We start from the raw sequence: 24,090 nt of genomic DNA on the forward strand, positions 1-24,090 counted from the left end.
GCCCGTGTCAGGCGGCTATCGCAGAGGCGGGAGCGACTCAAGCCACGTCGGACAGGACGCGGGCGAGTTCGAAGAGGCGGCGGCGCTGATTCTCGGGGATGGCGTAGTAGGACCGCACGAGATCGAGCGCTTCCTTGTCGCCGAGAAGGTCGGCCGGAACGGAGGCGGCCTGCTCGGGCGCTTCGACGGGTTCGCTGCCCTGCTCGGCCTCGATGCCTTCGAAGAAGAAGCTGACGGGAACGTCCAGTGCATCCGCGATGTCCCAGAGCCGCGAGGCGCTGACGCGGTTGGCGCCGGTCTCGTATTTCTGGATCTGCTGAAACTTGATCCCAACACTCTCGGCGAGTTGCTGCTGGGTCATGCCCACGAGCCAACGGCGATGGCGAATGCGTTTGCCCACGTGGACATCAACCGGATGCGTCATTCCTCGTTCCTTCTTCATCGCCCCGACACAGGACCCAATCTCCGCGTGCAGGTCACACGCGCCTAATCAACCTAGCCTCGTATGTGGCAGAAAGTACTTCCAGTCCAAGTGCCTAATCAAGATGTTTTTTCACCACACGCTGAACGTCCGCCAGATGACACAGCTCTAAGTTGCATTCATCATGAATAATTTGGCGATTTGGCGTGGAATTTCCGAGGGTTCCGTAATGGACCTGACCTGTCGATATCCATATGTTTACTCAAGCACAGGTTCTGTTCCGGAGGACACATGCGCGCATACCGAGTCGAATCCACCGAGGCGAAGCCGGCCCTGCAGGATATTCCCGTTTCCGAGCCCGGACTTGGCCAGGTGAGGCTGCGGATCGAGGCCTGCGGCCTGAACTTCGCGGATCTCCTCATGATGAAGGGCACCTACCAGGAAACGCCCCCTGCCCCCTTCACCCTGGGCATGGAAGTCGCCGGCGAGATCGACGCTGTCGGCCCCGGCGTCGAGGGATTCGCCCGCGGCGACCGGGTGGCAGTCTACGGCGGACAAGGCGGGCTGGCCGAGTACGGCGTCTTCGACGCGAAGCGCGCGGTGAAGCTGCCCGAGGGCACGGACCCGGTTGCGGCGGCGGGCTTCCAGATCGCCTATGGCACCAGCCACCTCGCGCTCGATCACCGCGCCCGGCTGCAGCCGGGCGAGACGCTGCTCGTGCTGGGCGCGGCCGGCGGCGTGGGGCTGACGGCGGTGGAGATCGGCCGTTTGATGGGCGCGCGCGTGATCGCCTGCGCGCGAGGGGCCGACAAGCTCGAGACCGCGCGGGCGGCCGGGGCCGACCACCTGATCGACGCCGAGACGCAGGATATACGCGAGGAGGTCAAGGCGCTGGGAGGCGCCGATGTCGTCTACGATCCGGTGGGCGGCGAGCAGTTCACCGCGGCCTTCCGGGCCTGCCGCCCCGAGGCGCGCATCCTGACCATCGGCTTCGCCAGCGGCGAGGTGCCGCAGATCAAGGCCAATCACCTGCTGGTCAAGAATCTCACGGTCATGGGCCTCTACTGGGGCGGATACCTGGGCTTCCGCCCCGAGGTGCTGACCGGATCGCTCGACCGGCTGCTGGGCTGGCTCGCCGAGGGCCGGATCAAGCCCCATGTCAGCCATGTCCTGTCGCTGGACGAGGTGGACGAGGGGCTCGAGCTGCTGCGCAGCCGACGCTCGACCGGCAAGGTGGTGATCCGCATCGGCGGGTGACGCCAAGTCGCACCGCCCTGTTCACAAGCTGGCGAAACAGCCCGTTTCGGCCCGTTAGTGACTTGAATTGCGGGCCCGCTCTGCCAATATCTGACACTAATTGTGAATGACCCCACGGGACTTCTTGGAGGCTTGAATGGCAGAATACAGAACGATCCGGACCGCCGGCGCAGCCGGCGCCCGCGCGGGCCAGGTTGACGAGGGCCTGCGCGCCCACATGAACAAGGTCTACGGCACCATGTCCATCGGCATGCTGCTGACCTTCCTGGTGGCATGGGCCGTCGGCACGAGCCCCGAGCTCCTGGCCGTCTTCCGCGACCCCGCAACGCTGCAGCCCAACATCCTGGGCTGGATCGTGATGTTCGCGCCGCTGATCATGGTTTTCGCCTTCGGCGCCATGATCAACAAGCTGTCGGCCTCGGGCGCACAGCTGTTCTTCTATGGCTTCGCGGCGGTCATGGGCCTGTCGCTGAGCTGGATCTTCGTGGCCTTCACCGGCTACTCGATCGCGCAGGTCTTCCTGGTGACCTCGATCGCCTTCGCGGGCCTGTCGCTCTGGGGCTACACCACGAAGAAGGACATCTCGGGCTGGGGCTCGTTCCTGATCATGGGCGTGATCGGCATCCTCGTGGCGTCGATCATCAACATCTTCCTGCAGTCGCCGGCCATCATGTTCGCGATCTCGATCCTGGGCGTGCTGATCTTCGCAGGTCTCACCGCCTACGACACGCAGCAGATCAAGAACGAGTACATCGAGCATGCGCGCCACGCGGACACCGAGTGGCTGGGCAAGTCGGCGATCATGGGGGCCCTGCGCCTCTACCTCGACTTCATCAACATGTTCATGTTCCTGCTCCAGCTGCTGGGCAACCGCGAGTAAGCACCGGACATCCGGACAAGACAAAGGCCGCCCCTCGGGGCGGCCTTTTTCGTTGGGCGTGGCGCTTGCGCTCAGTTCAGCGCGAGCTGCGTGCGGGTGCGCGCGGCGGTCACGGTCACGGCATCGGCCTCGCGCGAGAAGCGGTACTCGGTGCCGCGCTTGCCCGGCAGGCCGAAGACGACGTTGTCGCCATCGTTCAGCAGCATGACGAGGCGCTGGGGCGCCGCGTCGCCCGGCTCGGCGTAGTGGGCGACGACCTTGTGGGCCTCGCCCTCGGGCTGCCAGAAGACCGACATGTCGACGGTGCCGCCGTGCACGGTGCCGCCGGCCAGCGGCGTCTCGAGGGTCAGGCTGTCGGCCAGCGCGGCCACGGGGGCGGCGGCCAGGAGGGTTGCGAGCGTGAGGGCTTTCATCGGGATATCTCCGGTTCGAATGCATTGGCGGGCGCCCGGACGGCACCCGTTTCTGCAGTGCAGCATTTCATGCCTGCCGGTGCGATGGAATCACCGATCCGGCATACCGGCCATGCAACAAGTGCAGAAAATCAAAGGGTTAACTGAATACCACGGTACACGATATGCCGGCCCGCCCGGTGGCGCGCGGTGCAAACCCTTGGCCCCAAACGTGAAAAGACCGCCCGGGCGTCGCCCGAACGGTCAATCACTGTCCCGTCGAAGGAAGGCTTACTTGATCTTGCCTTCCTTGTATTCGACGTGCTTCCGCGCGACCGGGTCGTATTTACGAACGGTCATTTTCTCGGTCATCGTGCGGGCGTTCTTCTTGGTCACGTAGAAGTGGCCGGTGCCCGCGGTCGAGTTCAGGCGGATCTTGATGGTGGTCGGCTTCGCCATTGTACGTCTCCTGCACCGGAGGCGCGGGCCTCCGTGAAATCTCTCGGAGCCCGCCTTTTACTCATGCGGGCGTGGGAGTCAACCGGCTCCGGGCCGGAAAAGCGCGCGGAGGGCCTGTAAGCCGGATTCTGTTGCCGGACGAGTTGCCCCGCCCGACAGGCGACCATTCATCTCGGCCCGCGGTCGCCCGCGGGCTCATGCTGCCAACCCGGATCCCTCGGGCCGAAGCGGCCCTGCGGCGATATCGCCGAAGCGATCAATCCCGCGCGGGATCCCTATTTGGCATTGCTCCCGGTGGGGCTTGCCATGCGGCGACGGTTGCCCGCCCCCCGGTGGGCCCTTACCCCACCGTTTCACCCTGACTCCGGACGCATCCGGAGCGGTCTGTTCTCTGTGGCGCTTTCCGTCAGGTTGCCCTGCCCGGGCGTTACCCGGCACCGGCGCTTCGGCGAGTCCGGACTTTCCTCTGCCCTTGCAGGCAGCGGCCGCCCGGCCCTCCGCGCCGGATGCACATAGGCGCCGCGCGCGGGCGCGTCAACGGTGGGACTAGCGCAGCAGCATCGGGGTTGCGAGCCACTCGTGCAGGGCCTCGTTCACCGCCTCGGGGGCCTCAAGCACCGGCAGGTGCCCGGCCTCGTCGATGACGCGCAGCACGCCGCCCGGGATCAGCTCGGCCGTGACCTCCTGCCGCTTGACCGGGTGCAGCGTGTCCTCGGCGCCGCAGAGCACCGTGGCGGGCACGCGCAGCTTGCGCATCGCCGCCTGCTGGTCGCGCCGCTTCTGGAGGGCGCGGACCTGGCGCACGAAGACCTCGGGGCCCAGCCCCGCCGCCATCTCCTGCACCAGCGCCTGGATCTCGGCGCGGTAGGGCCCGGGCGCGAGGCTGTCGGGCGGCAGCAGCGCATCGACCGCATCCGAGAGCCGCCCGGCGCGGGCCTTGATGATGAGCGTATCGCGCTCGGCGGCCTGCTGGGGCGTGTCGGCCAGCGGCGAGCTGCCCATGAGCATGATCCGCAGCACGCGGTCGGGCGCGCGGCGTTGCAGCTCCATGGCGACCATGCCGCCCAGCCCCATACCGGCCAGGGCGAATCGCCGCGGCAGGCCGTCGAGCAGGGACGAGGCGACCTCTTCGATCCGCTCACCAAGGTGCACGGGCGCGGCAACGACCATGCGCTCACGCGAGAATTCCGCGATCTGCGGGCCGAAGAGCCGCGCATCGCACATCGCTTCGGGAAGAAGCACGAGCGGTTCAGTCATGCCTTGTGCCGTGCCCGGACGTCTTGGCTTCGCCCCCTGCGGGATGCGCCATGGTCCGCCTCTGCTGATTTGTCTGCCTCGGCGCGAAGCCTATCAAAGCGGCCGGCGAGCGAAAGGCCTGTGTCGGGGCACCGGCATGGCTCCGCCGGCCGGATCAGACGGCGGCCAGCTCGGGCCCCCGGTGGCGGCTTCGGACGGCATGCGCGCCGGTGTGGCGGTGGATCTGCATCCAGATGGCTGCCTCGTCGAATAGCGTCCATTCGCGCCGAAGGCCCTCGGGGCCGAACTCGGCATGGGTGAAGCCCATGACGTGCAGCGGCGCGCCGGTGGGGCGGCCGAAGGGCCCCCAGCCCTCGTGCCGCCCGGTGAGCGACCAGCGTAGCGCGGCGCGGGGCGGCATCAGCCGGTCCTCGGCGCCGATGCGGTGGTGGATCGCGAAGACCCCCGAAGGCAACGCCGCGCGCAGCCCCAGCCAGAAACGTTCCGCCGCGCCCGGCCCCTGCCCCGCGACGCCGCCCGGGTAGGCCAGCCGCGCGCAGGGGTCGTACTGCGCCGGGATCTCGGAGTGTTCGCCCGCCATGACCTGCGACAGCAGGGCCGCCAGCGCCTCGCCCCACTGGTTGCTGTTGCCCTGCCCGGTATAGGGGCCGGGCGTGTCGATCTCGGGGCGGAAGGGCGCGGCCTCGGGGTCGGAGAGCGAGAGCCGGTCACGCGCCCAGTCCGAGACGCGCAGGCCCAGCTGGCGCAGGAGCGCGCCGCTGTCGATCACCGCCCAGCCGTCGCTGATGCGGTTGTCCTTGGCGTAGAGCTCGGCCATGGCGCGCAGTCGCACGGGACGGCCGGTCGGGGTGCCATAGGGTCCCGCCCCCTCGTGGACGCCGCGCAGGTGCAGACGCTGCGCGCCCAGGAAGCCGACCGGCGGGGCGCCCGAGGCCAGGATGTCCTCGCTCACCGCGCGGAGCGAGGGCAGCGCGACGGCAAGCTCGGAAACCTCGGCGCGCAGCGCCTCGGGGCCGTGGTCGATGCCGGCGGCGCGGCGCAGCACGAGGCCGGGATGCCCGAAGCGCCGCAGCGTGGTGGCGGCGCCGCGCTGGTTCCAGATCGCCTCGGTCGCCGCGCGCAGATAGTCGGGATAGCTCCGGAAGCCGGGCTCGAATCCCCTCATGTCAGGCCCTCCGCTTTCGGGCAGGCTGCGCGAAAGCGGTTAGCGAAAGGTTGAGAGGCACGGGGACCGATACGCGCATGAGCGAAGGTGCCGCCTTTTCAGCGGCTTGCCGTCGCGCGCTCAGGTCTTGGGGAAAGAGACGGCCCGCGGGTCGGAGCCGGGCGAAGAGCGCCCGGCAGGCCATTGGCGACAAAGGTGCTTTGCGCTCGAACTCAGCCGAGAATGCCGGTGATCGCGTCCTCGATCATCGCGAGGTTCGCGGGCTCGGAAAAGCGGTGGTCGGCGCCCTTCACGAAGCTCAGCCGGACGTCCGGTCCCTCGATGTGGTCGAGCAGGCGCAGCGCGGTCTCGCGGGTGACGGCCTCGTCCTCGGTGCCCTGCATCAGGCGCACCGGGTAGGGCATCGGCAGCGGCGACCGCAGCACGAGGTTCTCGCGCCCGTCCTCGATCAGGCGGCGGGTGACGGCGTAGGGATCGCCGTAGGCGGAGGGGAGATAGATCACGCCCTCCTCCATGACCTTGCGCTTTTCCTCGTCCGAGAAACCGGCCCAGAAGCCGTCCTCGGTGAAATCGGGGGCCGCGGCGATGCCGACGAAGCCCACGACCTGTTGCAGCCGCCGGGTCAGGATGCAGCCGATCCAGCCGCCCATCGACGACCCGACGAGCAGCACCGGGCCGTCGGTCACATGCTCGATCACCGCCTGCGCGTCAGCCGCCCAGTCGCCGATGCAGCCGTCCTCGAAGGCGCCGCCCGATTGGCCGTGCCCGGCGTAGTCGAGCCGCAGGAAGGCCCGGCCGCGCGCCTGCGCCCAGGCCTCGAGGTGCACGGCCTTGGTGCCCTCCATGTCGGACTTGTAGCCCGGCAGGAAGACCACCAGCGGCCCCTCGCCCGGCGTGTGGGCATAGGCCAGCCGGGCGCGCGGGCCGTCGAGAAACGCGACCCCGGCCATCAGAGCTGGGCCATGACCTCGTCCGAGGCCTCGAAGTTGGTGGTGACGCGCTGCACGTCGTCGTCGTCCTCGAGCGCGTCCACCAGCTTCATCAGCGACTGCATGGAGTCGAGGTCGAGCTCGGTGGTCGTCGTGGGCTTCCAGATGAGCTTGGTCGACTCGGATTCGCCCAGCTGCTCCTCGAGCGCGTTGGAGACGTCGTTGAGGTCGGTGTCGGCGCAGTAGACGACGTGGCCCTCCTCGGAGCTTTCCACGTCCTCGGCGCCCGCCTCGATCGCGGCCATCATGACGTCGTCGGCATCGCCCGCGTCGGCGGGATAGACGATCTCGCCCTTGCGCTCGAACATGAAGGCGACCGAGCCGGTCTCGCCCATGTTTCCGCCGTTCTTGGTGAAGGTCGAGCGCACGTTCGAGGCGGTGCGGTTGCGGTTGTCGGTCATCGCCTCGACCATCACCGCCACGCCGTTGGGGCCGTAGCCTTCGTAGCGGATTTCCTCGTAGTCCTCGCCGTCACCGCCGGTCGCCTTGGCGATGGCGCGCTGGATGTTGTCCTTGGGCATGGACTGGCTCTTGGCTTCCTTGACCGCCAGCCTCAGGCGCGGGTTCTTCTCGGGATCGGGGTCGCCCATCTTGGCGGCGACGGTGATCTCCTTGGAGAGCTTCGAGAAGATCTTCGCCCGGAGCTTGTCCTGGCGGCCCTTTCGGTGCTGGATGTTTGCCCATTTGGAATGGCCGGCCATGGCTGCCTCTTGCCTCGTCTGTCGGTGAAAGTCTGGAGGTGTCCATAGCCCAGCCCCGGCCCTGCCCGCAAGTCTGCGCGGGCGGGTCCGGGGGCCGCGCGGGGCGCGGGGCCTATTCCCAGCAGCTCACCTTGACGGTCATGGCCGAGGCCGAGGCCGTCAGGTCGGCGGGGTCCATCGCGCCTTCGCCGCGCGTCTCGGAGACCTGCACCCCGGCACCGCGCAGGAAATCGAGGATCGGCGCCGCGTTGGCGGCAAAACTCACGTCCTCGGGCAACTGGCGGCCGTCCTGCTCACGCGGGAGGAGCATGCCCAGCACCGCGCCGCCCGTGTCGAGCACAGGGCCGCCCGCATCGCCGGGCTCGGAGGCGAGCGCGAGGCGCTTGAGCCCCTCCTCGCCCGAAAGCCCGCGCACGTCCTCGAGCGAGCCGAAGGTCAGGGTGGGCGCCGGAAGCACGCCGCCGAAGGGGTAGCCGGCGACGGCCACCTCGGACTTGATGCGCGGCGGGTCGGCGCGGAAACTGGCCACGGCGCGCGGGGCGACGCGATCGGTCGCGCGCAGCACGGCGAGGCCGAGCTCGGCGTCGGTGGCCACGATCTCGGCCTCGTGCACCTCGTCGAGCGTGACGCGGCCGCAGCTTTCCACGGCAGGTGCCGAGGTCAGCACCGCGCCGCGGTCATCGACGAAGAAGCCCGAGACGCTGGCGATGGGTTCCCGGATCTGGAGCCCCGAAACGAGGTCGACCGCCTGCCCTGCATCGCTGATCTGCGCCGGGTCGAGCACGCCCGCGACGGGGCGGAAGCTGGCCTGCATTTCCTGCAGCACGCGCGAGCGGCGCTCCTCGTCCCCGGCGGGCCAGATCAGGGTGAAGCCCTTGATACGGCCCTCGCGCAGGGTGACCTCGGTGTGACTGGCGATGCGGGCGTTCTCGCCGGTCAGGGTAAAGCCGTCGCGGCGCCGCTCGCGCGGGCCCTCGAGCGGCACGATCTCGAGCGTCTGCATGATCTCGTAGAGCCCGCCCAGCGTCTGGCGGTCGCCGGGCTGGCTGATGAGCAGAACGCGCGCGCCAAGGTCGGTGGTCGGCTCGTAGATCGAGAACGGCGCCTCGACGCGATCCTGCGCGACCACGCCGGTGGGCATCTCGATCTCGATGCCGGCGCGGGTGTCGGTGACCAGCTGCATGTCGAGGCCATCCAGCACGGCGTTGTACTGGTCGAGCAGCGCGCCGCGCTGCGTCGTGGTCAGCACGCCGGTCGGCTGGAAGCCGTTGGCGCTCTGCCAGTCGGCCATGGCCGCGCGGGTGCCGCGGCCGAAGGCGCCGTCGATGGCGGCGCCGTAGTGGCCGGCCCACTGCAGGGCGATCTGAAGCTGCTCGCGCTCGGCGCGCGAGAGCTGCCGCTCGTTTCGGCGGGCCTCGGCCGGGGTCTCCTGGGTGACCTGCGGCTCGGGCTCGGGCTGCGTTTCGGCCTCGCCGGTGGGCTGTTGTTCGGTCTGCGGCGCGGGCACGGTGACGGTATCGCCCTCGCCCAGCTCGGCGCCCACGGGCCAGAACTGGCGGCCGTATTCGTCCTCGGCCACGAGGTAGGCGTCGCGCGGCACGCGGCCCTCGCGGCGCAGGTCGCGCAGCAGCTCGGTGGCGTTCAGCGGCGAATAGGGCCCGAGCGCGATGGCGTACCAGCCTCCGCCCAGCGAGAAGCCGTTCACGTTGGCCAGTCGCCCGGCGTAGCCGCGCAGGCTCCGTTCTGCGGATGTCAGGCTGGGTTGCGCCTCGATCTGAATATAGACGATGTCGTCGCCGGATTGTGCCAGCGCCGCGCCGGTCAGGGCCAGCGCCGCGACGCCGGCCAAGAGAAATTTGCGCACCATACCTGTCCTTGCCTTGCGGGCCTCGTGTCCGCCGGGCTTTTGCGCCCGGTCCGCCTGATGTTCTAGCATGCGACCGCCGCCGGTCACGCCAAAATTGCCGTGAGGCGCGATTGACCCCCGTGGCTGTGGCGCATAATCAAGCCTCGATCGTCACACGGGGCTCTCGCATGACCGAACACCGCAGCAAACCGCGCAGTTTCCAGGAGATCATCCTGCGGCTTCAGACCTACTGGGCCGGCAAGGGGTGCGCCGTGCTGCAGCCCTACGACATGGAAGTGGGGGCCGGGACCTTCCACCCCGCGACCACGCTGCGCGCGCTGGGATCGAAGCCCTGGGCCGCGGCCTACGTCCAGCCCTCGCGCCGGCCGACCGACGGGCGCTACGGCGAGAACCCCAACCGGCTGCAGCACTACTACCAGTTCCAGGTGCTCATCAAACCCTCGCCGCCGGACCTGCAGGCGCTCTACCTGGGCTCGCTCGAGGCCATCGGCATCGACATGGCCATGCACGACGTGCGCTTCGTCGAGGACGACTGGGAAAGCCCGACGCTGGGCGCCTGGGGGCTGGGCTGGGAGGTCTGGTGCGACGGCATGGAAGTGTCGCAGTTCACCTACTTCCAGCAGGTCGGCGGGCACGACTGCAACCCGGTCTCGGGCGAGCTGACCTACGGCCTCGAGCGGCTGGCGATGTACGTTCTGGGCATCGACCACGTGATGGAGATGCCGTTCAACGATCCGGGCAGCCCGCAGCCGCTGACCTACGGCGAGGTCTTCCGCCAGACCGAGGAAGAGTATTCGCGCTTCAACTTCGACATGGCGAACACCGAGGTCCTGCTGCGCCACTTCGAGGAGGCCGAGGCCGAATGCGCCGCGATCCTCGATGCGCCCGAGATCGACGCCAAGACCGGCCGCCGCATCGTCATGGCGCATCCCGCCTACGACCAGTGCATCAAGGCCAGCCACATCTTCAACCTGCTGGACGCGCGCGGCGTGATCTCGGTCACGGAGCGGCAGGCCTACATCGGCCGCGTCCGCGCGCTGGCCAAGCGCTGCGCCGACGCCTTCGTGCAGACCGAGGCCGGGGGCGGCGCCGTCTGATGGCAAGGCGCGACACGCCCCTCCGCCGGCTGAAATACCGCCTGCTGTCGCGCCTACCCGGCCAGGCCGGGCTGAACTACGCCCGCAAGCTTCGCAAGCTCGACGCGCCCCGGGCCGAGGCGCAGATGCGCGCCGCGCTCGAGGCCTCCGCGGGCGGGATCTGCATCGACCTTGGCGCCAACATGGGCGTTCACAGCCGCACGATGGCGGCGCGGGCCGGCAAGGTCTACGCCTTCGAGCCCGACCCCTGGACCGCCGCCCGCCTGCGCGAGAACCTGTCGGACCTGCCGAACGTGGAAGTCATCGAAGCGGCCGCCGGCCCCGAGGCGGGCACGGTGCACCTTTACCGCACGCCGGATTTCGACAGCGACCGCGAGACGCAGTCGCAGTCCTCCTCGCTGCTGGCCGAGAAGCGCAACATCGACAGGGAACACGCGATCGACGTCGAGATGGTGGATTTCCCCGCCTTCCTGGAAGGGCTGGAGGGCGAGATCTCCGTCATCAAGATGGATATCGAGGGCGCGGAGGTGGCGCTGATGGAAGCGCTGCTCGACCACCCCGTTCTGGAGCGCATCGGCCATATCTTCGTCGAGACGCATGAAAGCCGCATCCCCGAACTGGCCCCCCGCACCGAGGCGTTGCGCGCCCGCGCGCGCGGCCTGAGCCGTCCCGTCATCAACCTGGACTGGAAGTGATCCGATGAGCGGCAAGATCCTGGCCATCGCCATCGTTGCCGTCGCGCTGATCTTCGGCGCGGTGGTCTACTACGCGCAGGTCTACTACTATTACACCGAGGTGCCGGCGGCAGAAGCGCAGGTCGTGCTGACGCCCGAGGACGGCGGCGCGCCGCGGCCCATCGAGTTTTCCGACTACCAGGGCATCGACGCGACCTCCTCGCCCATCCGCTACCGCGCCTGCTTCAGCACGCCCGAACGTCCCGAGACGCTGAACGGCCGCTTCGAGCGCTACGAGGGCGCGGAGCCGCGCAACGCGCCCTTCTGGTTCGGCTGCTTCGACGCCGAGGCCATCGGCGAGGCCATCGCGGCCGGAGAGGCCGTGGTCTATACCGCCCGCCGCAACTTCGAGTTCGGCATCGACCGCGTGGTCGCCGTCACCCGCGACGGACGGGGCTACGTCTGGCAGGAGGTCAACGACTGCGGCGACAAGGCCTACGACGGCACGCCGCTGGGCGATCACTGCCCGCCGCGCGACCAGTAGCCGCCCTGCCCTTCGGCGGCATCCGCCGTCAGGCCAGCCCGTTATCCGACAGGAACCTGCGCAGCGTGCCCTGCTGCGCCTCGGTCAGCGGCCATGCCGAGGGCGGGCGCGTCGGACCGCAGTCCTGCCCCAGCGCATGAAGCGCGGCCTTCACGCCGGTGACGTTGGTGCCGTTGAGCTCCTCCGCGCGGATCTCCTCGAAGGGGCGCATCTCGGCGATGAGCGCGTTGGCGCGGGCGAAGTCGCCCTTGGCCAGCGCGCCGTGGATCGCCATGGAGCGCTCCGGCCAGACGTTGATCAGCCCCGAGGTGAAGCCCCGCGCGCCGACCGCGTAGAGCGGCGGCGCCCAGACCTCGGCCAGCCCGGCGACCCAGACGATCGAAGGATCGCAGGCCTCGATCGCCGCGGCGAGCTTCAGCGGGTTGGGCGTGGCCCATTTCACGCCCTTCACACCGGGGATGTCGCAGAGCGCCTTGATCCCCGCCGTGCCGATGGCGTCGTTGCGCAGGTAGAGCATGATCGGCAGGCCGCCGCCCGCCTCGCTGACCGCCTCGACGTAGTCGACCGTGCCGCGCGGCGACACGAAGGGATCGGGCGGTTGGTGGATCATCAGCGCCGTGGCCCCCGCCTCGGCCGAGGCGCGGGCGAGCGTGCAGGCGTCGCGGATGCCGCGGCCCACGCCCGCGAGCAGCGGGGCCCGGCCGTCGACCAGCCCCGCGACCTCGCGCACCATGGTGCAGGCCTCGTCGGTGGTCAGCGCGTAGAACTCGCCGGTGTTGCTGTTGACCACCGGCATGTGCATGCCGGCGCCGAGCGCGCGGTCGAGGATCGGTGCCAGCTTGGCGGGCGCGATCTCGCCCGCCTCGTCGTAGGGCGTGACGAGGATGCCCGAGATGCCCGTGAGCGCGGTATCGAGGTCGAGAGCCATGAAGCCTCCGTTCAGAAGATGTCGGGTTCGCCCGCCGCCGGGCCGAAGCTGCGCTGCAGGTAGTCGAAGTCGCAGCCGGTATCGGCCTGGCCCACGTGGCGCGAGAACATCCAGCCCCAGCCGCGCTGGAAGCGCGGTTCCGGCGGCGTCCAGGCCTTGCGGCGGCGTTCGATCTCGTCCTCGTCGACCAGCATGTCGAGCCGCCGGCCCGCGAGGTCGAGCCGCACGATGTCGCCGGTCTGCAGCAGCGCGAGCGGCCCGCCCACGAAGCTCTCGGGGGCGACGTGCAGCACGCAGGCGCCGTAGGAGGTGCCCGACATGCGCGCGTCCGAGATGCGCAGCATGTCGCGGTGGCCTTGCCGTACCAACGCAGTCGGGATCGGCAGCATGCCCCACTCGGGGAAGCCGGGCCCGCCCTGCGGGCCTGCGTTGCGCAGCACCATGACGTGGTCCGGCGTCACCTCGAGGTCGGGATCGTCGACCGCCTTCTTCATCTCGGGGTAGCTGTCGAAGACCAGCGCCGGCCCTTCGTGGTTGTAGAACTTCGGATCGCAGGCGGCGGGCTTGATGACCGCGCCCGAGGGGCAGAGGTTGCCCTTGAGCACCGCGAGCGACCCCTCGTGGTAAACGGGGTTGTCGATCGGGCGGATCACGTCGTCGTTGTAGACCTCGGCCCCCTCGAGGTTCTCGCCCAGCGTCTTGCCGGTGACGGTGACGCAGGAGGTGTCCAGCCGGTCTTCCATCTGCTTCATCAGCCCGCGCAGCCCGCCGGCGTAGAAGAAGTCCTCCATCAGGTAGTCCTTGCCGGAGGGCCGGACGTTGGCCACGAGCGGCGTGGTGCGGCCCAGTGCGTCGAGATCCTCGAGCGTGAGGTCGACCCCTGCCCTGCGCGCCATGGCAATGAGGTGGACGACGGCATTGGTCGAGCAGCCGGTCGCCATGGCGACGATGGCGGCGTTCTGAACCGAGGCATCGGTGATGATCCGGTCGGGGGTCAGGTCCTCCCAGACCATCTCGACGATGCGGCGGCCGCATTCCGAGCCCATGCGCTGGTGGCCCGAATCCGCCGCCGGGATCGACGATGCGCCGGGCAGCGTGAGGCCCAGCGCGTCGGTGATCGCGGTCATGGTCGAGGCCGTGCCCATGGTCATGCAGGTGCCCGCCGAGCGTGCGATGCCGCCCTGCACGCCGAGCCACTCCTCATCGGTGATGTTGCCGGCGCGGCGCTCGTCCCAGTATTTCCAGGCGTCCGAGCCGGAGCCGAGGATCTTGCCCGCGTAGTGACCGCGCAGCATCGGACCCGCCGGCAGGTAGATGAAGGGCACGCCCGCCGTGATCGCCCCCATCACGAGACCCGGCGTGGTCTTGTCGCAGCCGCCCATGAGCACCACCCCGTCGAGCGGGTGCGAGCGGATGATCTCCTCGGTCTCCATGGCCAGCAGGTTGCGGTAGAGCATCGATGTCGGCTTGGTGAAGCTCTCGTCCACGCTGAGCGCGGGCATCTGCACCGGGAAGCCGCCGGCCATCTGCACGCCGCGCTTCACGTCCTTGACCCGCTCGGGGAAGTGGCTGTGGCAGGAGTTCAGTTCCGACCAGGTGTCGAGCACGCCGATGATCGGGCGGCCGCGGAACTCCTCTTCCGAGTAGCCCAGCTGCATCATCCGCGACCGGTGACCGAAACTGCGCAGATCGTCCGGCGCGAACCACCGCGCCGAGCGCAACGTCTCGGCCGTCTTGCCTGTCGAATCCTTCATGGAGACCTCCCTATTCTGAGGCTTTGTATGCGCTTACATGACAAGCTGTCAACGCGGCCTGATGGAGAGCAAGACTGCATTCGAACGCGGCGGATTGCGCACCGGGACGTTGCCGCGTAACATGGCGCGCAATGTATGCGCTTTCAGAACAAGCTCGAGGAACGGCCCGTCGAGGACACCGGGACCCGCGCCCTTGCGGCGCGTTGCGGGGAACGACATCATGGCGCGGATGAGCGCGAAGACCGGAAGCAGCGACGCCCCCGGTGGGCGGGGCGGCAGGAGCGTCACGATGGCCGCGGTCGGGCGGCTGGCCGGGGTCAGCCAGGTGACGGTGTCCCGCGCGCTGAGCGATCCGTCGAAGGTCTCGCCAGAGACGCTGGCCCGCATCCGCGAGGCGATCGAGGTCACCGGCTTCGTGCCCAATGCCATCGCGGGCGCCCTCGCCTCGCGGCGCTCGATGCTGGTGACCGCGCTGGTGCCCTCGATCACGAACATCGTCTACGCGACCATGGTCAAGGCCTTCAGCAACCGCATGCGCGAACACGGCTACCAGTTCCTGTTGTCGGAAACGGGCTTCGATCCCGAGGAGGAGGAACGGATCATCGCGACCGTGCTCTCGCGTCGGCCGGACGCGATGCTGCTGACCGGCATCCACCACACCGCGCAGGCGCGCAAGATGCTGCTCGGCGCCGATATCCCGGTCGTCGAGGTCTGGGACATCACCGACTCGCCCGTCGATCTCTGCGTCGGCTTCTCGCATGCCGAAACGGGCCGCGCGGTGGCCGAATACGCCGTCGCGAAGGGTCACCGCCGCGCCGGAACGGTCACGGCCGGGGACGCCCGCGCGCTGCGGCGCAAGGAGGCCTTCTCGCGCCGTTTCACCGAGCTTGGCGGCACGGTGCTGGCCGAGATCGACCACGACGGACCGGCCACGCTCGCCCGCGGGCGCGAGGGGCTGGCCCGGCTGATCGACATGGCGGGGTTCGCGGGCGGCTTCGTGCACTGCAGCTCGGACGTGCTGGCCCACGGCGTGGTGATCGAGGCCCACGCGCGCGGGATCGACGTGCCCGGCACGGTGGCCGTGTCGGGCTTCGGCGACCAGGATTTCGCCGCGCAGATCGAGCCGCCCATCACGACCGTGCGCGTCGACCGCGACGTTCTGGGGCGCAGCGCGGCCGAGGCCGTGCTGGCCCGGATCGGGAAACGCCCCGATGTGCCGACCGTCACGGACGTGGGCTTCGAGATCATCACGCGCGGCACCGCCTGAGCGCGGATCGCCGGGCGGCGGGCCCCGTGCCGGTCAGGTTTCGTCGTCTCTGGCGAGGTCGGCCGCCGCCTCGCGCAGCAGGAACTTCTGCACCTTGCCGGTCGCGGTCTTGGGGATCTCGCCGAAGACGAAGCGCCGGGGCCGCTTGAAGCCCGCGAGATGCTCGCGGCAGAAGGCCTCGAGCTCCGCCGCCTCGAGCGGCTCGCGCGCCTCGACGAAGGCGCAGGGCGTCTCTCCCCACCTGGGATGGGGCGCCGCGACCACCGCTGCCAGTGCCACGGCGGGATGGCGGTGGAGCATCTCCTCGATCTCCAGAGACGAGACGTTCTCGCCCCCGGTGATGATCACGTCCTTGGCGCGATCGCGGATGTGGATGCGCCCGTCAGGGCCCATGACCGCGATGTCGCCGGTGCGGAACCAGCCGCCCTCGAAGGCGGCCTCGGTGGCCTCGGGGTTCTTGAGGTAGCCCGACATGATGGTGTTGCCGCGCAGCACGATTTCGCCCTGGCTCTCGCCGTCGGCTGGCACGTCGGCGCCGGTCTCGTCGATGACGCGGAGCGCGGGCACGGTGGCATGCGGCCGCCCCTGCGAGGCGAGGTAGCGCGCCTTGTCGGCCACGGACGCCCCGGCCATGTCGGGCGGGAGCGGGTTGATCGTGCAGGGACCGTAGCACTCGGTCAGCCCGTAGAGATGCGTGAGGTCGAACCCGATGGTGCCCATGCTTTCGATGAGCGAGGTGGTCGGCGCGGCGCCGCCGGTGCCCACCATGACGCGGGGCGATTCCGCGTTGCGGCTTTCGCGGGCGGGATGGTCGAGCAGCATGTAGAGGACCACCGGCGCGCAGGCGAGATCGGTCACGCCGTGGCGCGCGATGGCCTCGAAGATCGCCTCGGGGTTCACGCCGTCAAGGCAGACATGCACGCCGCCCGCCGCGGTCACCGCCCAGCCGTGGCACCAGCCGTTGCAGTGAAAGAGCGGCAGGGTCCAGAGGTAGACGGTGCCGGGCCCGAACCCGAGGCTCGAGCGGTTGCCCATCGCGTTCTGCCAGGCGCCGCGATGATGCAGCACCACGCCCTTGGGGTTGCCGGTGGTGCCCGAGGTGTAGTTCAGCGCGATCGGCTGTGCCTCGTCGGTGATGGCCTCGCGCCAGTCGCGGCGCGCCTCCGGCAGCGGGCCGCGCATCACCTCGAAGGGCGCGCCGGCGGCGGGCGCCCCGTCGAAGACCAGGAACGGCCGATCGCCCGCGACCTCGGCTGCGAGCGGGGCGCAGGCGGCATCGGCCAGCACGACCTTCGCGCCCGAATGGTCGAGGATGTAGCGCACCGCCTCGGCGTCGAGCCGGGTGTTGATGGTGTTCAGCACCGCGCCCAGCAGCGGCACCGCGAAATGCGCGATGATCATCTCGGGCCGGTTGCCCGCCAGCACCGAGACCACGTCGCCCCGGCGCACGCCCTGCGCGGCCAGGCCCTCGGCCATGCGTTGCACGGCGGCGTCGACCTCCGCCCAGGTGTAGCGGTCGTCGCCGAAGAGCACCGCCGTCTCCCCGGGCCGGTCGGCCACGGTCTTGTCCAGCAGGTCGAGCGGCGTCAGCGGCGCGCGGTTGGCCGCGCGCGGTGCCAGATGTGGCGCGTCGAACATGAGGTCCTCCCTTGCCTCCGATGCACAGGCGTCGTGGTCCTCCTCCGCGCGCCTGCGGCTTGGCACCCTGCGGTGCGCCTCGTCGGCGCGCACCACAGGGCGCACGGTGCCCGTGCCCCGCGCCCGCGAGTATTCTCGGAGAGATGGCTGGCTGCAAGGATCGTCCACGCGCGGGCGATCCGCCCCGCCGCGCCACCGGAGGCAGAGAGGCCCGTTACTGGGCGAGCGCCTCCTGCACGATCTCGTCCAGCAGGGTCTGCACCTCCTGCATCGGGCCCTCCGGGTAGGTGCGGAAGCCCACCGTCACCTCCTCGCCGGTATCGGCGACGAAAATGCCGTAGGGACAGTAGGCGATGTTCATCGGGTCGGCCTCCATCACGCTGCGCGAGGTGACCGCCGAGCAGAAGATGAAGACATCCGCCGCCTCGAACAGCTCGACATCGCTGCCGACATCCTCGCCGGTGCGCTCCAGCATCGCGCCCACGTGGCTGGTGTAGTCGACCACGAGGCCGCGTCCGACGATGGCGCTTTCGACGGCGAAGGCGGTATCCTCGAAATTGGCATTGCTGGTGTAGCTGGTGACGTCCTGCGCGGCGGCGGGCGCGGCGAGCGCCAGGGCTGCAAGGCATGCTGCAAGGTATTTCATCTTGTCCTCCCGGGATGAGTGATCCCGCAAGGATGCCAGCCTCGCGGCTCCATGCCTTGATGCAAGTCAACGGCGCCTCGCGGCAGGCACGGTCCGCTCCGGCGAACGGTGCCTAGAGTCCGGCCCGGGCGCGCAGGATGTCGCGGAATTCCAACGCGGCACCGCCGAGTGGCTCCTTGCGGCGGGTGACCAGCCCGAAGCCGCCCAGCTTGATCTCGGGGCGGATCGGCAGCTTGGTGAAGAGGCCCGCCCGGCGGTGCGCCTGGACCACCGGCTCGGGCAGCAGCGCCACCGAGTCCGAGACCTGCACGAGATGCAGGATCAGCAGGATCGAACTGCATTCGACGCTGTCGGTGGGCCGGCGCAGCCCCTCGGCATCGAAGGCCGCATCGAGCACCTGTCGCGAGGGGTTCGAGGGCGGCTGAAGCGCCCAGGAACAGTCGACCAGATCCGCCAGCCGCGTCGCCGCGCCCGCCAGCGGGTGCCCGGTTCGGGCCACCACGGTCAGGCGCTCCTCGGCCAGCGGCTCGAACGCGAAGATATGGCGGTGCCGCTCGGCGCTGAACCGGCCCACGGCAAGGTCGATCCGCCCGGCCTCGAGCTGCTCGAGGATGCCGTCGCTGGTCTCGCCGTGCAGCGAGAGCAGGAGCTGCGGTCGCTTGCGCTTGATCTCGGCCACGGACCGGGCCACGAAATCCGGCGCGGCGCCGGTGATCGCCCCCACCGTGAGCGTGCCGTAGCCGCCGGCGCGGCGGGCGTGGAACTCGTCCGAGAAGCGCTGCAGGCGCGAGAGCTGCGCGCGCACGTTGGAGACGACGAACTCTCCCAGCGGCGTCGGCGTCAGGCCGCGGGGATGACGCTCGAAGAGCGTGGCGCCGAAGATCTCCTCGACGTCGCGCAGCATCTTGGAGGCGGTCGACTGCGTCATGTTGAGCGCATCGGCGGCCTGGTGCGTCGTGCCCCGGTCGGCCAGCGCCACGATCAGCGACATGTGCCGGACCTTGAGGCTGGCGGTGATATCCTGCTCGACCATCGGCGCCCTCGTCACGCGGCTTTCCTGCGTGATCGCGTTTCGCGATCGCAGAGCCATTATTCTTCATTGGAACGTTATCAGCGGGCTGGTTAGCGTCAATCCCGAGGAGAGGGTCCGAGGGGGGCCGGCAAATTTCGCAGACGCGGCGACAGGGCCCGGCGCACCAGCGGCGCGGGGCCTGTCGCGCCGCCCCCGCCCGGACCCATGCGGGCGCCATCACCGCCGCATGCGTCCATCGAGGACGCAAGCGGGTGGACCGCCCAGACATGCAAAGGAGGAGGATTCGCATGCATTTCGTGAAAACCGCCGCGGCCATCGGCGGCCTCGTGGCCATGACCGGCGCCGCCTGGGCGCAGGAGTATCCCGAGCGCCCGATCCAGCTGATCGTGCCGTGGGGCGCGGGCGGCGGCACCGACGCGGTGGGCCGCCTGCTGGGCGCCGAGATCCAGAAGGAGATGGGCGTTCCGGTCAACGTGGTGAACCGCACGGGCGGCTCGGGCGTGGTGGGCCACAGCGCCATCGCGAACGCAGAGCCCGACGGCTACACCATCGGCATCATGACCATCGAGATCGACATGATGCACTGGCAGGGTCTGACCGACCTGACCTACGAGGACTACGACATCCTGGCCATCGTCAACGCCGATCCGGGCGGGGTCATGGTCTCGGCCGATTCCGAGTGGGACAGCGTCGAGGGGCTGCTGGAGTCGATCAAGAACGAGCCGGCGGGCACCTACAAGGCCTCGGGCACCGGCCAGGGCGGCATCTGGCACGTCGGCCTCGCGGGCTGGCTGCTGTCGGAAGGGCTGGCGCCCGACCACGTGACCTTCGTGCCCAGCCAGGGCGCGGCACCGGGCCTGGCCGACATGGTCGCGGGCGGCGTGGACATCGTGCCCTCGTCGCTGGCCGAGGGCCGCTCGATGATCGAGGCGGACCGCGTACTGCCGCTGGCCACCATGTCCGCCGAGCGTCAGGATGCCTTCCCCGACGTGCCGACGTTGGCCGAGACGACCGGGTCCGACTGGACCGTCGCGGTCTGGCGCGCGGTCGCGGCGCCCGACGGGCTGCCGGACGACGTGAAGACAAAGCTCATGGACGCGGTCGAAACCGCCTACAACTCGGAAGAGTACAAGCAGTTCATGACCGACCGCGGCTTCGGCCTTCGCTGGGCGCGGGGCGAGGACGCCACCGAGATCGTCGCCAATGACGACGCCGCCTTCGGCGAGGTCATGAAGGAAGCCGGGCTCGCCGCCGAGGAGTAAGGGCCAGCCCTGAAGGCGGGGCCGGGTGCGGGCAGAAGCCCCGCCCGGCCCCGTTCCCGTCCGCGGGGGCCGCGACGGCCCCCGCGTCGACACGACAGACACCCTCGCCTCGCGCGGCCGCAGCGACGAGCGCGACAGACAGGACACCGCCGATGCGCGTCACCGACCTGACCCTGGGATTGCTGACCCTGCTGGGGGGGATCGCGATCTACATCTCGGCCCTGGATTTCCAGGCCATCCCCGGCCAGTCCTACGGCGCCGGCACCATGCCGCGCGCGATTTCCTTCGTCACCGTGCTGCTGGGCCTCTTCATCGTGGTCAAGGCCGTGATCGCGGGCGAGCGCATGCCCGGCCTGCGCCTCGAAGAGTGGACCCGCAGCGGCCCGGCGCTGCTGCGCATGCTCTCGGTGCTGGTGCTGATCGTGGTCTATATCGTCGTCTCGCCCCTGCTGGGCTTCCTGCCCACCGCCTTCGGCGTGATGGTCGCGGCGATGCTGATCCTCGGCGTGCGCTGGCCGCTCGCGCTGATCGTCTCGGCGCTGGCCGCGCTGGCGATCCAACAGAGCTTCGGCCGCCTGCTTCTCGTGCCGCTGCCGCGCACGGACTTCCTGACTTTCCTTTGGTGAACGCCCCATGTCGACCGTGATGGAGGCCGCGGGCCTCGTCTTCCAACCCTACGTCCTGCTGGTGATCCTGGGCTCCGCAGCCTTCGGCATGTTCGTGGGCGCCATCCCCGGGCTGACCGCGACCATGGCGACCGCGCTGCTGGTGCCGGTGACCTTCTTCATGGAGCCTGTCCCCGCCATCGCCACCATCGTCACGGCGACCGCCATGGCGATCTTTGCCGGCGACATCCCGGGCACCATGCTGCGCATGCCCGGCACGCCCGCCAGCGCCGCCTACGTGCAGGACGGCTACGCGCTGACGCGGCAAGGGCGGCCGGAATCGGCGCTTGGCGCCTCGCTGGTGTTCTCGTCCATGGGCGGGATCTTCGGGACGCTGGTGCTCATCAGCGCCTCGCCCGCGCTGGCCGAGATCGCGCTGAAGTTCTCGTCCTTCGAGTATTTCTGGCTCGTGGTGCTGGGCCTGTCCTGCGCTGTCTTCATCTCGCCCGGCTCGCCCGCGCGGGGGCTGATCTCGCTCATGGTGGGGCTCTTCGCCGCCACCATCGGGCTCGAGAACCCCGCCGGCGCGCCGCGCTACACTTTCGGCTCGGTCGAGTTGATGGGGGGCATCCAGTTCATCCCGGCGATGATCGGCCTCTTCGCCGTCTCCGAGGTCATCCGCGCCTTCATCAAGCGCGGCGGCGAGGTGCGTCCGCCCGCGACCTCCGGCAGGGGGATTTTCCGCGAGCAGGCGCATAACCTCGTGACCTACCCGGTGCAGGCGCTGCGCGGCAGCGCGCTCGGCACGGCCATCGGCGCCCTGCCCGGCGCCGGCGCGGACATCGCGGCCTGGATCTCCTACGCGATCAGCAAGAAGTTCTCGAAGACGCCCGAGAAGTTCGGCACCGGCCATGTCGAGGGGCTGGTGGAATCCGGCGCCTCGAACAACGGCGCGATGAGCGGGGCCTGGATCCCGGCGCTGGTCTTCGGCATTCCGGGCGACTCGATCACCGCGATCGTGATCGGCGTGCTCTACGTCAAGGGGATCAACCCCGGCCCGATGGTCTTCATCACGCAGCCGCAGATGATCTACGCGGTCTTCATCGTCTTCCTGCTGGCGAACCTGATGATGCTGCCGCTGGGCTGGGTCGCGATCAAGGGCGCGCGGCAGGTGCTGTCGATCCCGCAGAAGGTGCTGATGCCGCTCATCCTGATGTTCTGCATGGTGGGCTCCTTCGCGATCAACAACTCGGTCTTCGGCATCGGCATCATGCTGGTCTTCGGCATCATCGGCTTTCTCATGGAGGAGAACGACATCCCCATCGCCCCGGCGATCCTGGGGCTGGTTCTGGGGCCCATGCTGGAGCAGAACTTCGTCACCTCGATGATCAAGTCCGAGGGAAGCTTCATCGCCTTCTTCGAGCGCCCCATCGCGGCAGGCCTGGGCCTCTTCACCATCGCGGTCTGGTCGATCCCGCTGGTGATGTGGCTGCTGCGCCGCCGCCCCGGCGCAGCGAGCCGTCCGCAGGACAGCTGAGGCGCCGTTTTCAACATATGTCAGTCAAGGGAGCCTACGAGGCATGACCAAACCCGACCTGCTTCTCGTCGCCGACCTCGCCCCGCGCGTGGTCGAGCAGCTGGACAAGGACTTCACCGTGCATCGCTACTGCGATGCCGACGACAAGGCGGGATTTCTCGCCGCCCTGCCCGACGGGGTGCGCTTTGTCGCCACAGGCGGCGGCACCGGCTGTTCTCGCGAGATCATCGAGGCGCTGCCGGCGCTCGAGATCATCTCCTCCTTCGGGGTGGGCTACGACGCGGTCGACGTCGGAGCCGCGCGCGAGCACGGCGTGCGCGTGACCAACACGCCCGACGTGCTGAACGATTGCGTGGCCGAGGTCACCATGGCGCTGATGCTGGCGCTGGCGCACCGCCTGCCCGAGGCCGAACGCTACACCCGCGAGGGCCGTTGGGAGCGCGAGGGCAGCTTCCCGCTGACCGAGGAGCTGACCGGAAAGACGGTGGGCATCATCGGGCTGGGCCGCATCGGCAAGTCCATCGCGCGGCTGGCGCAGGCCTTTTCCATGCGGGTGGTCTACCACGGCCGCAGCGAGCAGGCGCATCAACCCTTCGAATACTACGCCGATGTCGAGGCGATGGCCCGCGATGTCGACTGGCTGGTGGTGATCGCGCCCAGCACGCCGCAGACGCGCGGCATCGTGAGCCGCGGCGTGCTGGAGGCGCTGGGGCCCGAGGGCCGGCTGGTGAACGTGGCGCGCGGCGACCTTGTGGACGAACCGGCGCTGATCGAGGCGCTGTCCTTGGGCGCCATCGCGGGCGCGGCGCTGGACGTCTTCGCGCAGGAGCCGCATGTGCCGGAGGAACTGCTGAAACTGCAGAACGTGGTGCTACTGCCGCACCAGGGCAGCGCGACGCACAAGACGCGGGCGGCCATGGGCGATCTCGTCGTGCGGAACCTGCAGGCCCACCTGCGGGGCGATCCGGTGCCGACGCCGGTGGTCTGAGACCCGCGCCGGGCCATGAACGGCCCGCGCCAGCCGGTGCGGGCCGTCGCCCCTTGCGCTTGGGGCTTTCCGCAATGGCGGCGCTCCTCCAAGCGCCGCCGGTTGCCTGGTCGCGAGGACGTCAGGCGGTTTCCTTCACCCACTCCTCGACCACCTCGAACCCTTCGGGCTTGGGCTGTGCCTCAAGGAGATCGGCGAAGTTGCCCCAGATCTCCTTGACCCGCGGCTTGTTCGCTTCGAGGTCGTCCTTGCTGGAAACCAGTGACACGATGTACCCACTGCCGTCGTCGTTCATGGTGCACAGGAAGTGCTGCATGCCCTGAAGCCCCATGATCTGGTCCTTCACGCGTGCCATGATCGCCTCGGCCTCCTTGCGGCTGCCCGGCTTCATCTTGAACGGTGTGATACGTGCAAACATGGCCTTCTCCTCCCAGCGGGATCGCCGGCTACCAGCGTCCGGCTCCGCCATGATACCACGAGTCGGCCGCTTTCGGAGGCTGCAGGTCGTATCAGGCGGCGCGCGGTGTCCGGCAATGCGCCGGGATCGATCCCGCGGCGATGGGAACGCCCTGGCGCCCGCCGCATGAGCCAGTCCCAGGCCGCGCTGCGACGGGTCGCATCCTTCGGTGTATCGCGCGACGCCCCTGAGAGCGCCGGCACGTGCACCTTGTCTCGACCTCCCCCGCCGTATCGGAGGTGTCCGGGCCATCCGGCAGGCGATTGACGAGC

General features: G+C 69.3%; 24 protein-coding genes and 1 other RNA gene. 10 read left to right on the plus strand and 15 right to left on the minus strand.

Annotated elements, in window-relative coordinates:
• Positions 1–37: 37 nt before the first annotated feature.
• Positions 38–424: a helix-turn-helix domain-containing protein gene (locus SALMUC_RS17345; RefSeq protein ID WP_020040462.1), complete on the minus strand. Its 387-nt coding sequence runs from the start codon at positions 422–424 to the stop codon at positions 38–40.
• A gap of 288 nt (positions 425–712) precedes the next feature.
• On the opposite strand from SALMUC_RS17345, the gene SALMUC_RS17350 reads away from it, so the two are divergent.
• Both SALMUC_RS17350 and SALMUC_RS17355 read left to right on the plus strand, forming a co-directional pair.
• Entirely contained in the window at positions 713–1,678 is a 966-nt protein-coding gene (locus tag SALMUC_RS17350; protein WP_020040461.1) for an NADPH:quinone oxidoreductase family protein, read from the plus strand.
• A gap of 136 nt (positions 1,679–1,814) precedes the next feature.
• Positions 1,815–2,558, plus strand: a complete 744-nt coding sequence (locus SALMUC_RS17355; protein ID WP_020040460.1) for a Bax inhibitor-1/YccA family protein — start codon at positions 1,815–1,817, stop codon at positions 2,556–2,558.
• A gap of 71 nt (positions 2,559–2,629) precedes the next feature.
• On the opposite strand, the gene SALMUC_RS17360 is transcribed toward SALMUC_RS17355, so the two are convergent.
• The 8 genes from SALMUC_RS17360 to SALMUC_RS17390 all read right to left on the minus strand — a co-directional run bounded on the left by SALMUC_RS17360 (position 2,630) and on the right by SALMUC_RS17390 (position 9,388).
• Positions 2,630–2,971 carry a hypothetical protein gene (locus SALMUC_RS17360; protein ID WP_020040459.1) on the minus strand — a complete coding sequence of 114 codons (342 nt, stop codon included), beginning with the start codon at positions 2,969–2,971 and terminating at the stop codon, positions 2,630–2,632.
• 270 nt (positions 2,972–3,241) lie between these two features.
• Positions 3,242–3,409, minus strand: a complete 168-nt coding sequence (gene rpmG, locus SALMUC_RS17365) for a 50S ribosomal protein L33 (RefSeq protein WP_005630270.1) — start codon at positions 3,407–3,409, stop codon at positions 3,242–3,244.
• 101 nt (positions 3,410–3,510) lie between these two features.
• Positions 3,511–3,910, minus strand: an RNA gene (gene rnpB, locus SALMUC_RS28350) — RNase P RNA component class A.
• 45 nt (positions 3,911–3,955) lie between these two features.
• On the minus strand, positions 3,956–4,666 hold the full coding sequence (locus SALMUC_RS17370) for an alpha/beta fold hydrolase (RefSeq protein ID WP_020040458.1): 711 nt from the start codon (positions 4,664–4,666) through the stop codon (positions 3,956–3,958).
• A gap of 154 nt (positions 4,667–4,820) precedes the next feature.
• Positions 4,821–5,831: a nuclear transport factor 2 family protein gene (locus SALMUC_RS17375; protein WP_020040457.1), complete on the minus strand. Its 1,011-nt coding sequence runs from the start codon at positions 5,829–5,831 to the stop codon at positions 4,821–4,823.
• A gap of 212 nt (positions 5,832–6,043) precedes the next feature.
• On the minus strand, positions 6,044–6,781 hold the full coding sequence (locus SALMUC_RS17380) for an alpha/beta fold hydrolase (RefSeq protein WP_020040456.1): 738 nt from the start codon (positions 6,779–6,781) through the stop codon (positions 6,044–6,046).
• Entirely contained in the window at positions 6,781–7,521 is a 741-nt protein-coding gene (locus tag SALMUC_RS17385) for a YebC/PmpR family DNA-binding transcriptional regulator (protein WP_020040455.1), read from the minus strand. Before SALMUC_RS17385 ends, SALMUC_RS17380 begins: the two co-directional genes overlap by 1 nt.
• Before the next feature lie 112 nt (positions 7,522–7,633).
• Positions 7,634–9,388 (minus strand): serine protease, encoded by a 1,755-nt coding sequence (locus SALMUC_RS17390; RefSeq protein WP_020040454.1) that lies wholly within the window; start codon positions 9,386–9,388, stop codon positions 7,634–7,636.
• Positions 9,389–9,555: 167 nt separating this feature from the next.
• On the opposite strand from SALMUC_RS17390, the gene SALMUC_RS17395 reads away from it, so the two are divergent.
• Genes SALMUC_RS17395 through SALMUC_RS17405 form a run of 3 tightly spaced genes read left to right on the plus strand, consistent with a single transcriptional unit; the run spans position 9,556 to position 11,703 of the window.
• Positions 9,556–10,485 (plus strand): glycine--tRNA ligase subunit alpha, encoded by a 930-nt coding sequence (locus tag SALMUC_RS17395; RefSeq protein WP_021120564.1) that lies wholly within the window; start codon positions 9,556–9,558, stop codon positions 10,483–10,485.
• Positions 10,485–11,180, plus strand: coding sequence for an FkbM family methyltransferase (locus tag SALMUC_RS17400; protein ID WP_020040452.1), 696 nt, complete (start codon positions 10,485–10,487; stop codon positions 11,178–11,180). Before SALMUC_RS17395 ends, SALMUC_RS17400 begins: the two co-directional genes overlap by 1 nt.
• 4 nt (positions 11,181–11,184) lie before the next feature.
• Positions 11,185–11,703 (plus strand): DUF6446 family protein, encoded by a 519-nt coding sequence (locus SALMUC_RS17405; protein ID WP_020040451.1) that lies wholly within the window; start codon positions 11,185–11,187, stop codon positions 11,701–11,703.
• A gap of 28 nt (positions 11,704–11,731) precedes the next feature.
• Here SALMUC_RS17405 and SALMUC_RS17410 read toward each other — a convergent pair whose 3' ends face one another.
• Positions 11,732–12,631, minus strand: a complete 900-nt coding sequence (locus SALMUC_RS17410; protein ID WP_021120565.1) for a dihydrodipicolinate synthase family protein — start codon at positions 12,629–12,631, stop codon at positions 11,732–11,734.
• A gap of 11 nt (positions 12,632–12,642) precedes the next feature.
• Positions 12,643–14,385, minus strand: coding sequence for an L-arabinonate dehydratase (araD, locus tag SALMUC_RS17415; RefSeq protein WP_020040449.1), 1,743 nt, complete (start codon positions 14,383–14,385; stop codon positions 12,643–12,645).
• Positions 14,386–14,674: 289 nt separating this feature from the next.
• Here araD and SALMUC_RS17420 point away from each other — a divergent pair, with 289 nt between their 5' ends.
• Complete coding sequence (locus SALMUC_RS17420; RefSeq protein WP_020040448.1) at positions 14,675–15,652, plus strand: LacI family DNA-binding transcriptional regulator; 978 nt, start codon at positions 14,675–14,677, stop codon at positions 15,650–15,652.
• A 33-nt stretch (positions 15,653–15,685) separates the two neighbouring features.
• Here the strand turns inward: SALMUC_RS17420 and SALMUC_RS17425 are convergent, their stop codons facing one another.
• The 3 genes from SALMUC_RS17425 to SALMUC_RS17435 form a co-directional block, all read right to left on the minus strand.
• Positions 15,686–17,290, minus strand: a complete 1,605-nt coding sequence (locus SALMUC_RS17425; RefSeq protein WP_020040447.1) for an AMP-binding protein — start codon at positions 17,288–17,290, stop codon at positions 15,686–15,688.
• A gap of 214 nt (positions 17,291–17,504) precedes the next feature.
• The gene (locus SALMUC_RS17430) at positions 17,505–17,936 is read right to left on the minus strand and encodes a hypothetical protein (protein ID WP_020040446.1); all 432 of its coding nucleotides are present in this window, start codon (positions 17,934–17,936) and stop codon (positions 17,505–17,507) included.
• 112 nt (positions 17,937–18,048) lie between these two features.
• A complete protein-coding gene (locus tag SALMUC_RS17435; RefSeq protein WP_198014616.1) occupies positions 18,049–18,984 on the minus strand; it encodes a LysR family transcriptional regulator in 936 nt (311 codons plus the stop codon).
• A gap of 272 nt (positions 18,985–19,256) precedes the next feature.
• On the opposite strand from SALMUC_RS17435, the gene SALMUC_RS17440 reads away from it, so the two are divergent.
• From SALMUC_RS17440 to SALMUC_RS17455, 4 genes are all read left to right on the plus strand, one after another.
• On the plus strand, positions 19,257–20,231 hold the full coding sequence (locus SALMUC_RS17440) for a Bug family tripartite tricarboxylate transporter substrate binding protein (protein ID WP_020040444.1): 975 nt from the start codon (positions 19,257–19,259) through the stop codon (positions 20,229–20,231).
• Positions 20,232–20,383: 152 nt separating this feature from the next.
• The gene (locus SALMUC_RS17445; RefSeq protein ID WP_020040443.1) at positions 20,384–20,857 is read left to right on the plus strand and encodes a tripartite tricarboxylate transporter TctB family protein; all 474 of its coding nucleotides are present in this window, start codon (positions 20,384–20,386) and stop codon (positions 20,855–20,857) included.
• 7 nt (positions 20,858–20,864) lie between these two features.
• A complete protein-coding gene (locus SALMUC_RS17450; RefSeq protein WP_020040442.1) occupies positions 20,865–22,373 on the plus strand; it encodes a tripartite tricarboxylate transporter permease in 1,509 nt (502 codons plus the stop codon).
• 43 nt (positions 22,374–22,416) lie between these two features.
• Entirely contained in the window at positions 22,417–23,361 is a 945-nt protein-coding gene (locus tag SALMUC_RS17455) for a 2-hydroxyacid dehydrogenase (protein ID WP_020040441.1), read from the plus strand.
• Between the two features lie 121 nt (positions 23,362–23,482).
• On the opposite strand, the gene SALMUC_RS17460 is transcribed toward SALMUC_RS17455, so the two are convergent.
• Complete coding sequence (locus tag SALMUC_RS17460) at positions 23,483–23,779, minus strand: antibiotic biosynthesis monooxygenase family protein (protein WP_020040440.1); 297 nt, start codon at positions 23,777–23,779, stop codon at positions 23,483–23,485.
• Between the last annotated feature and the right edge of the window lie 311 nt (positions 23,780–24,090).

Source organism: Salipiger mucosus DSM 16094 (genome assembly GCF_000442255.1).
GTDB lineage: Bacteria > Pseudomonadota > Alphaproteobacteria > Rhodobacterales > Rhodobacteraceae > Salipiger > Salipiger mucosus.

Excerpts from the sequence above, each read along its gene's own strand:
- SALMUC_RS17390 (WP_020040454.1), bottom strand. The coding sequence starts at position 9,388 with ATGGTGCGCAAATTTCTCTTGGCCGGCGTCGCGGCGCTGGCCCTGACC.
- SALMUC_RS17380 (WP_020040456.1), bottom strand. The coding sequence starts at position 6,781 with ATGGCCGGGGTCGCGTTTCTCGACGGCCCGCGCGCCCGGCTGGCCTAT.
- SALMUC_RS17395 (WP_021120564.1), top strand. The coding sequence starts at position 9,556 with ATGACCGAACACCGCAGCAAACCGCGCAGTTTCCAGGAGATCATCCTG.
- SALMUC_RS17375 (WP_020040457.1), bottom strand. The coding sequence starts at position 5,831 with ATGAGGGGATTCGAGCCCGGCTTCCGGAGCTATCCCGACTATCTGCGC.
- SALMUC_RS17355 (WP_020040460.1), top strand. The coding sequence starts at position 1,815 with ATGGCAGAATACAGAACGATCCGGACCGCCGGCGCAGCCGGCGCCCGC.
- SALMUC_RS17430 (WP_020040446.1), bottom strand. The coding sequence starts at position 17,936 with ATGAAATACCTTGCAGCATGCCTTGCAGCCCTGGCGCTCGCCGCGCCC.
- SALMUC_RS17445 (WP_020040443.1), top strand. The coding sequence starts at position 20,384 with ATGCGCGTCACCGACCTGACCCTGGGATTGCTGACCCTGCTGGGGGGG.
- SALMUC_RS17460 (WP_020040440.1), bottom strand. The coding sequence starts at position 23,779 with ATGTTTGCACGTATCACACCGTTCAAGATGAAGCCGGGCAGCCGCAAG.
- SALMUC_RS17410 (WP_021120565.1), bottom strand. The coding sequence starts at position 12,631 with ATGGCTCTCGACCTCGATACCGCGCTCACGGGCATCTCGGGCATCCTC.
- SALMUC_RS17400 (WP_020040452.1), top strand. The coding sequence starts at position 10,485 with ATGGCAAGGCGCGACACGCCCCTCCGCCGGCTGAAATACCGCCTGCTG.
- SALMUC_RS17370 (WP_020040458.1), bottom strand. The coding sequence starts at position 4,666 with ATGACTGAACCGCTCGTGCTTCTTCCCGAAGCGATGTGCGATGCGCGG.
- SALMUC_RS17385 (WP_020040455.1), bottom strand. The coding sequence starts at position 7,521 with ATGGCCGGCCATTCCAAATGGGCAAACATCCAGCACCGAAAGGGCCGC.
- SALMUC_RS17440 (WP_020040444.1), top strand. The coding sequence starts at position 19,257 with ATGCATTTCGTGAAAACCGCCGCGGCCATCGGCGGCCTCGTGGCCATG.
- SALMUC_RS17405 (WP_020040451.1), top strand. The coding sequence starts at position 11,185 with ATGAGCGGCAAGATCCTGGCCATCGCCATCGTTGCCGTCGCGCTGATC.
- SALMUC_RS17450 (WP_020040442.1), top strand. The coding sequence starts at position 20,865 with ATGTCGACCGTGATGGAGGCCGCGGGCCTCGTCTTCCAACCCTACGTC.
- SALMUC_RS17425 (WP_020040447.1), bottom strand. The coding sequence starts at position 17,290 with ATGTTCGACGCGCCACATCTGGCACCGCGCGCGGCCAACCGCGCGCCG.
- SALMUC_RS17420 (WP_020040448.1), top strand. The coding sequence starts at position 14,675 with ATGGCCGCGGTCGGGCGGCTGGCCGGGGTCAGCCAGGTGACGGTGTCC.
- SALMUC_RS17345 (WP_020040462.1), bottom strand. The coding sequence starts at position 424 with ATGACGCATCCGGTTGATGTCCACGTGGGCAAACGCATTCGCCATCGC.
- SALMUC_RS17360 (WP_020040459.1), bottom strand. The coding sequence starts at position 2,971 with ATGAAAGCCCTCACGCTCGCAACCCTCCTGGCCGCCGCCCCCGTGGCC.
- SALMUC_RS17455 (WP_020040441.1), top strand. The coding sequence starts at position 22,417 with ATGACCAAACCCGACCTGCTTCTCGTCGCCGACCTCGCCCCGCGCGTG.
- araD (WP_020040449.1), bottom strand. The coding sequence starts at position 14,385 with ATGAAGGATTCGACAGGCAAGACGGCCGAGACGTTGCGCTCGGCGCGG.
- rpmG (WP_005630270.1), bottom strand. The coding sequence starts at position 3,409 with ATGGCGAAGCCGACCACCATCAAGATCCGCCTGAACTCGACCGCGGGC.
- SALMUC_RS17350 (WP_020040461.1), top strand. The coding sequence starts at position 713 with ATGCGCGCATACCGAGTCGAATCCACCGAGGCGAAGCCGGCCCTGCAG.